This is a genomic window from Azospirillum brasilense, from assembly GCF_007827815.1.
GTDB classification, from domain to species: domain Bacteria; phylum Pseudomonadota; class Alphaproteobacteria; order Azospirillales; family Azospirillaceae; genus Azospirillum; species Azospirillum brasilense_C.
Map to the genome: position 1 here is coordinate 63,845 of NZ_VITH01000010.1, position 13,546 is coordinate 77,390.

Consider the following 13,546-nt stretch of genomic DNA (forward strand, 5'->3'; position numbering starts at 1 on the left):
CCCGCACCGCACCAAAGCTCTGGCGCACCGCCACAAAGTCATAGTTGGTCACGGCGTGGCGGCGACCCCGTCCGCCGCCGCCGGCAGGAGGGGCGGGATGGTCCAGGCGGTGCGGGAATCGATCTCCAGCTCGAAATCGGAAAAGAGGGTGCGCCCGTACAGGCCATGGCCACCGTCCGGGATGTCGGTGAAAAGATGAAGCGCCATCGGCCCCGACCAGGGCGCCGCCAGAACCGCTGCGAGGTCGAGCGGTCGGCGCGGCGCCTCCAGCACCATCCAGCCGCTGGAAGCGAGGATGCCCTCCTCCCGCTCCGCCTCGTCCACTGTCAGCGACGGCGGCGCCACCACCAGCTTGCAGGCGATGGGAGTGCGGCAGCGCGGATCGTCGACCACCGCACGCGCCCGAACCGCCACGGCGCCCGGCACCTCGTCCAGCGGAATGTGGGCCGCGGTGACGACGCCGTGCAGCGGGTGGAGCAGGATGCGCCCGCCACGCAGCAGGCCGAACCAGGGAAAGGTCGCCTCGAACTCGCGCCCCTTACGCACCTGCGCCAAAACCGGCTGGGTCAGCGGCCAGACCAGATGGTCCGGCGCGGAATGCGGCGCCAGATGCGCCGCAGCACCGTACTCCAACCCCGGCAGCCCGCCCCACAGCCGCAGCGCCAGCATGGCCGGCTGCCCGACGGCGCGGGCCGGCGGCGCGACGGCGTATTCGTCCAGCAGACCGGCCTGGGCCAGCGACAGGCGCGGCGCCTCCGTCACCACCCCGATGGCGCCGATCCGCAGGTCGAGAAGACGATCCATCCGGGTGCAGGCGGCGGGCAGGCGCAACGGCAGCCACCCGGACCGCAGATCGCCGAAGGACAGCACCCATTCCGCGATGGTCTCGCCGGTCTCAACGCCGGTCAGGGCGACGGCGAGCACCCCGCTTCCCTTCGGCGCCTGATCGATGTGCAGGTCGAGTCCCGCCAGCCCCCGCGCCCCCGCCGGCAGGCGCTGCACGATCTCGGCCGCGCCCGCGGGATTCCGGCCATGGCGCAGCGGCACCGGCAGCGCTCCGACCGGGCGCGGCGTGGCGAAGACCAGCCGCGGCGGGCTGAGGCGCAGGGCGTCGAGAAGTTCCACCGCCTCGGGCGGCAGGCGTACGGAGCGGCCCCATTCCTCGCGCAGGGTGGACAGGGTGCGCTGAAGCCCGGCGTTGCGGCGGTGCAGCCCGTCGATCTCCCCGAAGGCCTGGGCCAACAGACGGTGCAGCAGCGTGGACGCGTCGCCCGTCACCAGCGGCGGCGCGCTGTCCGGCCCGCCGGCCTCCTCCCACCAGCCGAGCAGCCGCTCGGCGTCCCGCCGCGCCGCCTCGTCGCCGCACCACACCGCCCGGACGGCGGACGGCGGGATGGCCAGCGTGCGCAACGCCGCGCCCTCTTCCACCCCGGCGTCCCCGGACAGCAGCAGATGGCCGCCGTCGTGACGGACCAGCCGCAGCACACGAAGAGGAATGCCATCAAGCTCCATCCCACAGCCGACGGCGATGAGCGCCGGCGTGCCGTCGTAGAGGGGGGCGAACTGGGCCGCGGGGGTGGAGAGCTTCATGATGACACCCTTTTCAGGCGGCCGCGGTTGGTTCGGGAAGGCAGGAGGACAGGGGCGCGCAGGCGGCCCATTCGGGATCGGCATCCGGCTCCGCCGCATCCTCCCAGCGCCGCAGCTTGTCGGGTGGGAAACCTAAAGCCTGGCACAGGCGGAAGGTCCGGGCATCGAGGGTCACAATGGTCTGGTAGGCATGCTCGAACGCGGCGCAGCCGTTGACCGCGTCGGCCAGGGACGGCGCGTCCGGGACGGCGGACGCTCCCAGCAGCGCCCAGCCCGTGACGCCGAGCGCGCGCAGACGACCCATCAGCGGGTGCGCCGCGCCATGCCGTACGGTCACCACCAGATCAAAGACCGCCAGCGTGCCGACCGCCCTGTCCTCCTCCACCGCGTCCAAGGGGCGCAGCGGGGTGCCCAGATAAGCGTCGCGGTGGGTCAGCGGGCGTTCGGGCATTACCAGGGGCAGCGGGTGGGGGATCACCGACGCGAAGGCCGCCGCCGCGGTCAGGGACAGGGTCCCGCCGCCCAGCGCCACCAGATGCGCGTCATAGCCCCTCCCGACCAGCCAGCGGGCCAGGCGCGCGGCGGTCTCCAGCGCCCCTGCGTCGGCGGGATCGGCCACCAGCGCGGCCAAACGCCGGTTCCCCGCGGGGGGAAGCAGCGGCAGCACCGAGGGCAGCCGATGCACGGTCTCGTAGACATCCTCCGGCGTGGCGACTCCGGCGCGGTAGCGGTCGATCGGCGCCGCCGCCCAGCCGCCGTTGGCCGGCCGCGACCACGCCGCGGCCATCGCCTCGCGCAGTGCGGACAGGGCGGAGTCCGCGCCGGGCGGTGGCTGCACCGCGCCGGGCAGCGCCAGGGTGAGGCTCAGCCGGGCCTCGGCGCAGGGCTTCCGGGGGTCTCGCTCCAGCAGGGGAACGCCCACCGGCTGGCGCCGCACGAGGTCGAGCAGGGCCGCGGTCGGCAGCATCGCCATCGCCGCCCCGCCATCCGGCAAGGGGAACGGCGTGTCCGCCTGCAGCCCCACCGGGGTGCCGGACCAGGACAGCACGCCACCGCTTTCCACCGCCCGTGCCGTCACCGCGGCACGCACCAGGGTCGCCTGGGCCGCCGCGCGCTCCAGCAGCCACAGCGTGCCGCGCAGCAGCCGGTGGCGCTTCAGCAGGTCGTAAAGGCTGGAATCCATCACCGCCAGCAGGCCGGGGCACTCCCCATAGCCGGGCCGTTCCGGCGCGCGCAGGGCACGGCGCACAAAGTCGGCAAGCGGCAGGTCTTCCTCCCCCGCCTCAGGGTCGGTGACGCAGCGGACGATGGCGCGGTCGGGCAGATGAACGGCGTAGCGCCGGCCGACCGCCGCCTCCGCCCGCAGCACGGCCCGGACCGCGAACAGCGCGGGGTGGCGCTTCTGGATGTGGGTCAGGATGGGGCGGTAGTCGCGCTCCGATTCGGTCAGCATGCTCTCGCCGCGGCGGCGGTAGCCGAAACCGGTGCCCGGCACATGGACCCCGTGGAAGCCGCGCTCCAGCCCTTGCAGCCAGAACTCCCAATCCTCGCTGCCCTGGCGCATCGCCTCGTCGAAGCGGGCGCCGCTGTCGAGCAGGCGGCGCGATGCCATGCTGCCCGCCTCGCTGACATTGCGGAACAGATGCTCCAGCGGCGAATAGGCGCCGGACATGTCGCAGAACTCGAAGAAGCCGAACTTGTCGACGTCCGGATAGGCCCAGCCGACCTCCGGTCCGGCCACCCGCAACGCGTCCAGCATCCGTTGCAGCAGATGGGGCCGGATGCGATTGTCGGAGTCGAGGAAGTAGACGGCCTCCAGCGCCGGAAAGGCGTCCAGGGCGAAGGCGATCCCGCTGTTGCGCGCCGCGCTCAGCCCGGCGTTGCGCTTGCGCAGATGGAAGAGTCGCCCCGGATGCGCCGCGGCGAACTCCCGGCACACCCGTTCCGTTTCCGGAAAGGGGCAGCCGTCGTTGACCACCACCACGGCGTAAGCGAAGTCCGTGTCCTGGGCGAGCGCGGTGGACAGCGTCTCGACCAGCAGGCCCGAATGCTTGTGGGTCGGCACGACGATGGCCGCGCGGACGTTTTCGGCGTCACAGGACCCTGAGGCGGTGTGAGTTCCAACGGAATGCATGGGCGAACGCAGTGGTGACACGACACCGTCGATAGCACCGCTTCCGCTTGAGTCCGATGTGACAATTCGGGGACAGGAATGTTTTGGTCCACACACATCCTATGCTTGAACTCGGATGATATGAAAAAGCCAACGCTGAGTACATCCCAGGCTACTTGTTCACGTTCCCCAAAGTCATCTGGGACATCCCTTCCTCGGACAGATACTTTTGCGCAAAATCCTTGGATTAGCTCGAAAGCACCTTGTCAAAAGTCGCGGAGTTGAATCCCAGATCCTTTAATTTCTGCCCAGCCGCCTGCTCTTTCGACGTTGCGAAGAAACGCTCATCGCCCCCTTTGAGGGTGTAGGCTTTCATGGGCATGCCGATACCAGCCAGTTGATCCCACGAATTCTGCATGTCCTTCAGGTCTTCGCTCAACTTGCTCAGCGCGGCCAAGCGGTCTTGAGGACTCACCCCTGGTGCATGCATGGCGGCGCGCCGGCTCTCCAACTCCGATTCCATACGATCCGAGATGGCCTTCATGCTTTTCTGCCGCGCCTCGCCTTCAGGGGTGCGCCCAGCCTCGGCGTCCTCCCTGGCGGACTGCCAGAACGCCTTCTTGCGCTCCGACTTCAGGGCGGACGACAGCGCGTCGTTGAGTTCGTCCGCCGACAGCGCCTCGCTGGAAACGAGCTTGCCCAGGGAGGTCCGATCCTCCGCAGAGAGATTCGTGAACAGGTCGAGCGCGTCGCCCTTGAGCGCCGACGCCAGATCGCTCAGATCGACCTTGTCGGTCTTGGAGGCGGCCGGTCCGCTCCCGTCCGTGGCGCCGGCCTTCGCAGCGGCGGGTTTCGCCTGCACGGAGGCCGCGGCGGTGGCCTGGAACAAGGATGCCGAAACGTCGGAAATTCCCATGGCTTCCTCCGGTGATCCTGAACGCAAGGCGTGCGATACCGGATCATCTGCAGCCAACATTGTGAAGAATAAATTAATATGGAATTCTTAATTTTCTAATGATTAGCTCTCGAGCCATCAATGATCCGAAATCTCCACTCTCCGAAAGAAGAACAGGCCGACGGAGCATCGCTCCGCACAGCCTGCTTTCCTATTCTTCACGCGAATTCAAGCCGCCCGCTCTTTGCCACCTCGCTCAGGAAATGGTAACTGTCCTTGGGCGTGCGGACCAGCGTGTCATAGTCGACGCGGACGATGCCGAACCGCTTCGACAGGCCGAAGGCCCATTCGAAATTGTCCAGCAGGCTCCAGCACAGATAGCCCTTCACGTTGCAGCCATCAGCCAGGGCGCGGCCGACCGACGCCACATGGTCGCGCAGGAAGGCCACACGCTCCGCGTCATGCACCCGCCCGTCCGGCGTCACCACGTCGTCATAGGCCGCACCATTCTCCGCGACGAAGACGGCGGGGTTGCCGTAGTCGCGCTTGAATTCCATCAGCAGGTCGTAGAGGCCGTCGGGCTGGACCGGCCAAGCCATGGCGGTCCAACGGTCGCAATGGGCGTCGCCCCACCACACATCGAACGGATGCCCCGTCTCGTGCTTCATGGTCATGCGCGAGTAGTAGTTGATGCCCAGCAGGTCGATGGGAAAGCGGATCGCCTCCTCGTCGCCCGGCAGAACGAAGTCCTTCATCCGCTCGGCCATCAGTTCCGGGATCTTGCCACGCATCACGCCGTCCAGGGCCACGCGGTTCCACACCGCGTCCCAGCGGGCCGCCGCCGCGACGTCCTCTGGCCGGTCGCTCTCGGCCCGGCAGGGCTGGAGGTTGATGACGGTGCCCAGCGTCAGGCCCGCATGCTCGGCAGCGATGGCGCGGAGCGCCGCGCCCTGCGCCAGACTCTGGTGATGCAGGGCGCGCAGGATGCCGGCCTCGCCCAGCTTGTGGCCGGGCGCGTGCTCCCCGGTGCCGTAGCCGTGGGTGGCGACCACGTTCGGCTCGTTCAGCATCATCCAGTCCTTCACCCGGTCGGCCAGCCGGGCGGCGACGATGCGGGCGTAGTCGGCGAAGGGGCCGACGATCTCCCGGCCCTGCCAGCCTCCGTGGTCTTCCAGAGGTTGCGGCAGGTCCCAATGGTACAGGCAGGCCATCGGCCGGATGCCGGCGGCCAGCAGCCCGTCCACCAGCCGGTCGTAGAAGTCGAGTCCCGCCGCGTTCACCGCCCCCGTCCCGCTCGGCAGGATGCGCGGCCAGGCGACGGAGAAGCGGTAGGCGTTGAACCCCGCGTCCTTCATCAGCGCGATGTCTTCCGCCCAACGATGGTAGTGGTCGCAGGCGATGGCGGCGCTGCTGCCGTCCTGGATGCGCCCGGCGTCGGTGAAGCTGTCCCACACGCAGGGACCGCGCCCGTCCTCGTGAATCGCCCCCTCGATCTGATAGGCCGCGGTTGACGCCCCCCACAGGAAGTCCTTGGGAAAGGTGAAGAGTGCCATGACGGGGACTCCCTTGAAGTGATTATGCTGCTGGCGCACTGTCGCGAGCGCGAAAATCATGTTGCACAAGCGAAGAGATCACCACACTTATTCTGACCATCCGGTATAGTCTCTCTGTCTTAACAAGTGTATGCTTCACCAAAGGCGGCTGCCCTGACAAATCAGCACAGCAGCATTCCCGCCGGCGGGAGGCATCCCATGGCCGTTACCACTCGCAAAACCACCAAGATCGTCTTCCTGGGCGCCGGCAGCGCGGCCTTCGGGCTCAGCATGTACCGCGACCTCTTCACCACGACGGAGCTTGCGGGCAGCACCCTGACTCTGGTGGACACGAATCCGGCGGCGCTCGACCGCATGACGGCGCTCGCCCGGTTGCTGAACGCCAAGGGCGCCGCCGGCCTCATCATCGAACAGACCACCGACCGCCGCGCCGCTCTGGACGGTGCCGAGTTCGTCGTCAACTCCGTCGCCATCGACCGCAACCGCCTGTGGAAGCTCGATTTCGAGGTGCCGAAGAAGCACGGCATCCGCCACACGCTGGGCGAGAACGGCGGCCCCGGCGGCCTGTTCTTCACGCTGCGCACCCTGCCCCTGATCTTCGACTTCGCCCGCGACATCGAGGAGCTGTGCCCGGACGCCCAGTTCATCAACCTGTCGAATCCGGAAAGCCGTGTCGTCCTCGGCCTCGGCAAGTACACGAAGGTCAAGACGCTGGGGCTGTGCCACGGCATCTTCCTGGCGCGCTGGTTCATCTGCCAGATCCTCGGCATGGCCGAGAAGGAGGTGGAGGTCTGGGGGGCCGGGCTGAACCACTTCCAATGGCTGATGCACATCCGCGACAGGGCGAGCGGACGCGACCTCTACCCGCTGCTGCGCGAGCGGGAGAAGACCCACGACCCGTCCTTCACACCGCTGACCCGTCGCCTGTTCACCAGCTTCGGCCTGTGGCCGACCTGCAGCGACGATCATATGGGCGAATACCTCCCCTACGGCTGGGAAGGCGGGGAGCATGGATTTGACTTCGCGGAGGACGAGCGCGGGCGCGGCATCCTCAATGCGCTGATGGACGGGACGATCGCCGGGACGACGCCGGTGCCCGATGACTGGACGCAGCCATCCTGGGGCGAGCGGGCGGTGCAGGTCATCGCCGGGGTGCTGCACAACCAAAAACGCTTCATTGAATCGGGGATCGTCTACAACCAGGGTGCCATCCCCAACCTGCCGCCCGATCTGGCGGTGGAGGTGCCGCTGCTGGCCGACGCGGCAGGCGTCCACCCGGTCTCGCTCGGCCCCCTGCCCGACCCGATCGCCAAATTGCTGCACGTCCAGGCGAGCGTGCAGCAACTGTCCGTCGAGGCGGCGGTCCACGCCTCGAAAGACTTGGCGCTCCAGGCTCTGCTGATCGACCCGGTGGTGAATTCCACCGACGCCGCCGTGAAGATCCTGGATGAACTGTGGGAGGCGAACCGGCCCTACATCCGCGCCTGTGTGTAGGAACGCGCAGGGCCGGTGCGGGTCAATGGGCCGGTTCGGTGTCCGACGCGGCCGGCTTGCGGCGACCGCGCGGGGCGACCGGCTTCACCGTTTCCGCCTTCACGGGTTCCGCCTTCACGGCCTTGGCACGGGGCGCCTTCGCCGCCTTCGGGGCCTCCGGAACCGGCACCGCGACCGGGGTTTCGGCGGAGGATTCGTTTGCCGCGACCGGTTCGGCCTTGGCCTTGCGGGCGCGCGGCGTCTTCGGCGCGACGGCCTCCTCGACGACATCGACCACGGCATTCAAGCCGACGCCCAGCAGTTCGGTCGCCGCCGTCTTGGTCCGGCGGACCGCCTTCTTCACGGCGCCCTTGGCGGCGTCCTTGACGGCCGCGACCATGGCGACCGGCTCCGCCGTGGTCACCGTGCGATCCTCGGCTTCGATCTCGGCGCAGGCTTGCGCCCAATGCTGTTCCCCCCGTCCCTCCGGTCGCCCGTCGCGCTCCCAGATTTCATAGGCGCGGTGGCGGATGCGGTCCTCACGATCGCCTTGCATTCTTCCGTCTCCAAATGGGCTTGGTCCAAGTGGGCATGGCCGCAGAAACATCGACGCTCAAGGAAAACGGCGTCCTGCGCCCGTGGGTTCCCGTTTTAGTGCCCGGTTTATGTGACGATAAACGTACACAAAGAAAGCGTGCCTTAGTTCATAGGAAATTCATAGGCCCATTGCTTGTCCCGCCTCGACAGACAGCGGACGGTGATAGACCATGCGTCGGTGGCGCGCACCCGCACCGGCGCTGGGTTGGCTTGCGGTCCGCATAGAACCCTTCGCCGGGTTGTAGCGGAGCGGCCGGCCCCAGTAACTTCGGGTGAAACGTCTTGGCAGGGGGCCGTTTGCGGCCCAGAGCCGTCACGGAAGGCAAAGAGTTCAGCGCATGTCCCTTGATCCCTTGCTTCAAGCCAACCGTATCCTGACCGAAGCCATCAGCAATTACCTCCAATCCTCCAACGAGCTTGCCGCGGCGGCGGAGCGGGCAACGGCGGCCAGCGCCGGGCGCGACGCGACCACCCGGCGGCTGGCCTTCCAGGAGTTGTCGGAGCGCGGAAACCAGGCGCGCTTCGCCAAGAAGCACCTGACCGACACGGTGCGCCGCCTGCGGGCCACCCTGCCGCCGGCCCAGATCGAGGCGGTGGCGGCGAAGCTGGACGGGCGCGAGAGCGCGGAGAGCGCGCTGACGCTGGTGCGCACGATCCTCACCGAGAGGGCCTGGTCAGCGGCCTGACCGCTCCTCCGTTCTCCCGGAGACGGTCCGCCTTGAGCGATCCCGCGTTGCGACCGGTTGAGCGGCGCTCCCGCTGGCGGAGCGCCGCTCAACCGGTGTTTGCCGTTGGCCGCTATGCCCGCGTAATCCGGACGACTCATTTGACATCGTTGGATGCAGGCCCCAGTGTCTGACTGCTAAAGATTATCACAAGCGTGGGGCCGGCGCCGCCGTCCCGCAGAATGGATCGCAAGGGTGCAGGACGTCTCCAAGGCGATGATCGCCCGCTTGGTCGGTTTCGACACGGTTTCGCGCCGCTCCAACATGGCGCTGATCGACTGGGTTCGGGATTATCTCGCCGGGCATGGCGTGGAGAGCCGGCTCGTGCCCAGCCCGGACGGCGCCAAGGCGAACCTGTTCGCCACCATCGGCCCGATGACCGAGGGCGGCGTGGTGCTGTCGGCCCACACCGACGTCGTCCCGGTGGACGGGCAGCCCTGGGACACCGATCCCTTCACCCTGGTCGAGCGCGACGGCCGCCTCTACGGGCGCGGCACCGCCGACATGAAGAGTTTCCCCGCCGTGGCGCTCGCCCTGCTGCCGGAGTTCCTGGCGGCCGGGCTGAAGCGGCCGCTGCATCTGGCGCTGTCCTACGACGAGGAGGTCGGCTGCATCGGCGCGCCGGCCATGATCGCCCGCATCGCCGATGAGTTGCCGCGCCCCAGCGCCGTCATCGTCGGCGAACCGACCTCGATGGGGGTCGTGCTGGCCCACAAGGGCTGCTACGTGCTGCGCACCACGGTCACCGGGCACGAGGTCCATTCGTCCCAGATCGACCGCGGGGTCAGCGCCGTGATGACCGCGGCGCGGCTCGTCAATCTCGTGGGTGACATGGCGGCGGAGAACGCCGCCGCCGCGGACCGCGCCTGCGGCTTCGACCCGCCCTTCACCACGTTGCAGGTCGGCACCATCGAGGGCGGCACGGCGGCCAACATCACCGCACGCCACTGCTCCTTCGTCTGGGACATCCGTCCGCTGCCCGGCGACGACTGGACGCGCTACCGCGACCGCTTCGAAGCGGAATGCGAGCGGCTGCGCGCCGCCATGCGGCGGATCAGCCCGGATTGCGACATCCGCACCGAGCAGCTCGCCGGGGTCCCCGGGCTGGCGCCGGAGCCGGACGGGCCGGCCGCCCAACTCTGTCACGCCCTGACCGGGCGCAACGACACCGGCATGGTCTCCTTCGCGGCGGAGGCCGGGCAGTTCCAGGAGGCCGGCCTGTCCACCGTGCTCTGCGGACCGGGCTCCATCGATCAGGCGCATCAGCCCAACGAATACATCGACACCGCCCAGGTGACGGCCTGCGAAGGCTTCCTCCGGGATCTCGTCCGCCGGCTGGCCGCCTGACCCGCAACGGGGTGCGGCGGAGCGTCACGCCGGATCACAATACAGACGGCCTTTTTATTCAGACCGCGATCAATGGAAGGAACCAATTGTTGGATCGACGGCGCCTTGTTGCTGAATCGCCTAGAGCACTCCCAATTTGGCCTATGCCGTCGACGGGGGAGACTTTGACGGCGTTCCTGTCGCACTGTGCCCGGGGGCGCCGGTGCCGCGGCGCGTCCATGGAAACGGGAGCGCCGGTGCATGGTTGATCTGAGCGACCTTGAGCGCGACGCGCTGACCGAGCTGGTGAACATGGGCGTCGGCCGTGCCGCGACCAACCTCAGCCGCATGGTCGCCGATCAGGTCCTGCTGTCCGTTCCCTCCATCGAGATCGTCAGCCGCAACGACGCCGCCGGCCTTCTGGCCGCGCGCGAGAAGATGAGCCTCGTCGCGGTCGAGCAGCGTTTCGACGGGTCCTTTTCCGGCCGCGCCCTGTTGATCTTCCCCGAGACCAACAGCCTGGAGCTGGCCCGCGCCGTCCTCGGCAGCGAGCTGAGCCTGGAGGAGATCGTCGATCTCGAGCAGGACGCGCTGGCGGAGATCGGCAACATCATCCTCAACGGCTGCCTGGTCGTGATGGCCAACACGTTGAAGGACAATCTGGACATCTCGCTGCCCAGCGTGTTGCGCGGTGACAGCGACCGCATCTTCCAAAGCAACGGGCCGAACCCCGACGAGCTGGTGATGTTCCTCTACATCGACTTCCTGATCCGCAGCCGGAGCATCCGCGGCTACATCGCGTTGCTCATGGGCCTGTCGTCTCTGGAGTCGCTGAAGGGACTGATCCATGGATTCATCGACCGCATCGCCTCCGGAACGCCCGATGGAACCGACCGAGTTTAAGCGCATGCCCTGGCTGGATGGCCTTCTCGACGCGATGGACGCCGGCATCGTGGTGCTGGATCGCCATGGCCGCGTCCAGTACTGGAACCGCTGGATGGAAAGGGCGTCCGGCACCGCCGAGCCCGACATCCACGGGCGGGAGCTGGTGGAGGCCCTGCCGTCGCTGCGCGACACCCGGCTGCACAACGCGGTGCGCGACGTGCTGGAAACCGGAGCGCCCAGCGTCCTGTCCCACACACTGAATCCGGTGCTGTTCCCGCTGCGCTGTCCCGACGGGCGGCGGATGGTCCACAACGTGCTGATCCGCCCCTTCACCGTCGCCAACGCCTCCTACTGCCTGATCCAGGTGACCGACGTCACGGCGGTGGTCAACCGCGAGCGGGTCCTGCGCGAGCAGCGCGACGCGCGCTACCGCGCCATCGTGGACACCGCCCCCGACGCTATCGTCACCACCGACACGCGCGGCGTCGTACAATGGGCCAACGGGGCCGCCGCCCGACAATTCGGTTTCCAGCCCAACGAGCTGATCGGCCAGCATGTCAGCCTCTTCCTCGCCGAAGGTTCCCCCGACTGGTCCGGCCTGCTGGAGCGCGATCCGACCGGACGCCCGGCCCCGGTGGAGCTGATCGGGCGCAAGCGCGACGGCACCCGCATCGACCTGGAGGTCTCGCTGGCCCGCTGGGAGTCGGAGGGGCGGAGCTTCATCACCGGCGTGCTGCGCGACATCACCGAACGCCGCCGCACCCGTGAGGAGCTGAAGGCCAACGCGCTCGCCATGCGCCAGCTTGCCGAGCAGACCAAGGCCACGCTCGACGCGCTGCCGGCGCACATCGCCGTCCTCGACCACGGCGGGCACATCATCTCGGTCAACAAGGCCTGGGCGGAAAGCGGACCGCAGGCCGGCTTCCTCGGCGACGGATCGGCCATCGGAGACGACTATCTGGAGGCCTGCGCCGCCATTCGCAGCGGGGCGGAGCACGCCGACGCACTGATCGAGGGGCTGCGCGGCCTGCTGCGCGGCGGGGCGCCGGTGTCCATCGAATATCCGGGCCTGTCCGACGCCGGGCCGCGCTGGTACCGCTGCCTGGCCGCGCCGATGGCCGCCGGGCCCTTCGGCGGCGCCGTGCTGATGCACATCGACGTCACCGAGATCAAGTCCATGGAGGCGGCGCTGCGCAAGCTGGTGGGCCAGAAGTCCACGCTGCTGCGCGAAGTGAACCACCGGGTGAAGAACAGCCTGCAGCTCGTCTCCAGCCTGCTGACGCTGCAGACCATGAGTTTGCCGGGCGCCGCCGAGCGGGTTCATTTCCAGGACGCCCGCAGCCGCATCGACGCCATCGCGCGGGTGCACAGCCGGCTCTACCAGACCGAGCAGTTCCAGACCATCGAGTTCGGCAGCTACTTGAACGAGCTGTGCGCCGACCTGTCCCGCGCGTCGGGCGGCGACACGCTGGGCTCCATCGAGGTGCGGGCCGAGCGCGTCGACCTGCCCATCGATCAGGCGGCACCGCTGGGGCTGATCGCCAACGAACTGATCACCAACGCCATCAAGCATCGCGGGTCCTCGCCCGCCAACGTGCTGGTGTCGCTCGACCGAACCGATGACTTGCTGGCGCTGACCGTGACCGACCAGGGTCCCGGCCTGCCCGCCGGCTTCGACATGCGGCGGTCGCGGAGCCTCGGCATGCGGCTGGTCACCAGCCTGACCGGTCAGGTCGGGGCGACGGTCACGCTGATGCCGGTGGAACGGGGCGCCTCCTTCCGCATCGCGCTGACCATGCCGGAAACGCGCGGCCCCATCCTGGAAGACAGCGCTGCGGAGTGGAACGGATGAAGATCCTTCTCGTCGAGGACGAGGTCCTCATCGCCATGGAGCAGAGCTTCTATCTGGAATCCGCCGGGCACGAGGTGCACGGGCCGGCCTCCACCAGCGAAAAGGCGCTGGTCCTGGCGCAGGAGGTCAAGCCGGACTTGGCCTTGGTGGACATCCATCTCGCCCAGGGCTCCAGCGGAATCGACGCGGCCCGCCGGATGACCGCGCTGGGCATCCCCTGCCTGTTCGTCACCTCCTACCGCGAGGAGGTGGAGCCGACGCGCGAATACGGGGTGGGCTGCCTGCCCAAGCCCTTTTCGCAAACCTCGCTGGTCTCGGCGGTCGAGGTGGTCAGCGCCATCCTGGCCGGGCGGACGCCCACCAAGGTTCCCGACACGATGGAGCTGTTCTCCTAAAGCGAACTTCCGTTCGCTTTAGACTCAGATCGCCTCATTCGCCGGCGGGCTCCGGTCGCATGTGCGACCGGGACCGCCGCCGCGGTCCAAAGCGGATTGCAATCCGCTTTAAGCGCCGTCCGCCACCGGCGCGGGAGGCGAA

General features: G+C 68.4%; 11 protein-coding genes. 6 read left to right on the forward strand and 5 right to left on the reverse strand.

Annotation, left to right across the window (positions count from 1 at the left end):
• Positions 1-48: 48 nt before the first annotated feature.
• From FBZ83_RS20625 to FBZ83_RS20645, 4 genes are all read right to left on the reverse strand, one after another.
• Positions 49-1,590, reverse strand: a complete 1,542-nt coding sequence (locus tag FBZ83_RS20625) for a DUF6212 domain-containing protein (RefSeq protein ID WP_145687706.1) — start codon at positions 1,588-1,590, stop codon at positions 49-51.
• 13 nt (positions 1,591-1,603) lie between these two features.
• Complete coding sequence (locus tag FBZ83_RS20630) at positions 1,604-3,655, reverse strand: glycosyltransferase family A protein (protein WP_186466147.1); 2,052 nt, start codon at positions 3,653-3,655, stop codon at positions 1,604-1,606.
• Positions 3,656-3,950: 295 nt separating this feature from the next.
• Positions 3,951-4,619: a hypothetical protein gene (locus tag FBZ83_RS20640; protein WP_145687714.1), complete on the reverse strand. Its 669-nt coding sequence runs from the start codon at positions 4,617-4,619 to the stop codon at positions 3,951-3,953.
• 197 nt (positions 4,620-4,816) lie between these two features.
• Positions 4,817-6,151, reverse strand: a complete 1,335-nt coding sequence (locus tag FBZ83_RS20645) for a GH1 family beta-glucosidase (protein WP_145687716.1) — start codon at positions 6,149-6,151, stop codon at positions 4,817-4,819.
• Between the two features lie 198 nt (positions 6,152-6,349).
• Here FBZ83_RS20645 and FBZ83_RS20650 point away from each other — a divergent pair, with 198 nt between their 5' ends.
• Positions 6,350-7,645 (forward strand): alpha-glucosidase/alpha-galactosidase, encoded by a 1,296-nt coding sequence (locus FBZ83_RS20650; RefSeq protein WP_145687718.1) that lies wholly within the window; start codon positions 6,350-6,352, stop codon positions 7,643-7,645.
• 22 nt (positions 7,646-7,667) lie between these two features.
• Here FBZ83_RS20650 and FBZ83_RS20655 read toward each other — a convergent pair whose 3' ends face one another.
• Positions 7,668-8,180: a DUF2934 domain-containing protein gene (locus FBZ83_RS20655; protein ID WP_145687720.1), complete on the reverse strand. Its 513-nt coding sequence runs from the start codon at positions 8,178-8,180 to the stop codon at positions 7,668-7,670.
• 379 nt (positions 8,181-8,559) lie between these two features.
• Between FBZ83_RS20655 and FBZ83_RS20660 the strand changes: the two genes are divergently transcribed.
• The 5 genes from FBZ83_RS20660 to FBZ83_RS20685 all read left to right on the forward strand — a co-directional run bounded on the left by FBZ83_RS20660 (position 8,560) and on the right by FBZ83_RS20685 (position 13,404).
• On the forward strand, positions 8,560-8,907 hold the full coding sequence (locus FBZ83_RS20660) for a hypothetical protein (protein WP_145673325.1): 348 nt from the start codon (positions 8,560-8,562) through the stop codon (positions 8,905-8,907).
• Between the two features lie 234 nt (positions 8,908-9,141).
• Positions 9,142-10,293: an acetylornithine deacetylase gene (gene argE, locus FBZ83_RS20670; RefSeq protein WP_200477897.1), complete on the forward strand. Its 1,152-nt coding sequence runs from the start codon at positions 9,142-9,144 to the stop codon at positions 10,291-10,293.
• Between the two features lie 240 nt (positions 10,294-10,533).
• Complete coding sequence (locus FBZ83_RS20675; protein WP_014242550.1) at positions 10,534-11,175, forward strand: chemotaxis protein CheC; 642 nt, start codon at positions 10,534-10,536, stop codon at positions 11,173-11,175.
• Positions 11,176-11,179: 4 nt separating this feature from the next.
• Positions 11,180-13,009 carry a sensor histidine kinase gene (locus FBZ83_RS20680; protein ID WP_247888397.1) on the forward strand — a complete coding sequence of 610 codons (1,830 nt, stop codon included), beginning with the start codon at positions 11,180-11,182 and terminating at the stop codon, positions 13,007-13,009.
• Complete coding sequence (locus tag FBZ83_RS20685) at positions 13,006-13,404, forward strand: response regulator (RefSeq protein ID WP_014242548.1); 399 nt, start codon at positions 13,006-13,008, stop codon at positions 13,402-13,404. Before FBZ83_RS20680 ends, FBZ83_RS20685 begins: the two co-directional genes overlap by 4 nt.
• Positions 13,405-13,546: the final 142 nt, after the last annotated feature.

What these genes read in the sequence shown, in the direction of transcription:
- FBZ83_RS20685 (WP_014242548.1), top strand. Translation starts at nt 13,006, where the DNA reads ATGAAGATCCTTCTCGTCGAGGACGAGGTCCTCATCGCCATGGAGCAG.
- FBZ83_RS20655 (WP_145687720.1), bottom strand. Translation starts at nt 8,180, where the DNA reads ATGCAAGGCGATCGTGAGGACCGCATCCGCCACCGCGCCTATGAAATC.
- FBZ83_RS20625 (WP_145687706.1), bottom strand. Translation starts at nt 1,590, where the DNA reads ATGAAGCTCTCCACCCCCGCGGCCCAGTTCGCCCCCCTCTACGACGGC.
- FBZ83_RS20645 (WP_145687716.1), bottom strand. Translation starts at nt 6,151, where the DNA reads ATGGCACTCTTCACCTTTCCCAAGGACTTCCTGTGGGGGGCGTCAACC.
- FBZ83_RS20675 (WP_014242550.1), top strand. Translation starts at nt 10,534, where the DNA reads ATGGTTGATCTGAGCGACCTTGAGCGCGACGCGCTGACCGAGCTGGTG.
- FBZ83_RS20680 (WP_247888397.1), top strand. Translation starts at nt 11,180, where the DNA reads ATGCCCTGGCTGGATGGCCTTCTCGACGCGATGGACGCCGGCATCGTG.
- FBZ83_RS20640 (WP_145687714.1), bottom strand. Translation starts at nt 4,619, where the DNA reads ATGGGAATTTCCGACGTTTCGGCATCCTTGTTCCAGGCCACCGCCGCG.
- FBZ83_RS20660 (WP_145673325.1), top strand. Translation starts at nt 8,560, where the DNA reads ATGTCCCTTGATCCCTTGCTTCAAGCCAACCGTATCCTGACCGAAGCC.
- FBZ83_RS20650 (WP_145687718.1), top strand. Translation starts at nt 6,350, where the DNA reads ATGGCCGTTACCACTCGCAAAACCACCAAGATCGTCTTCCTGGGCGCC.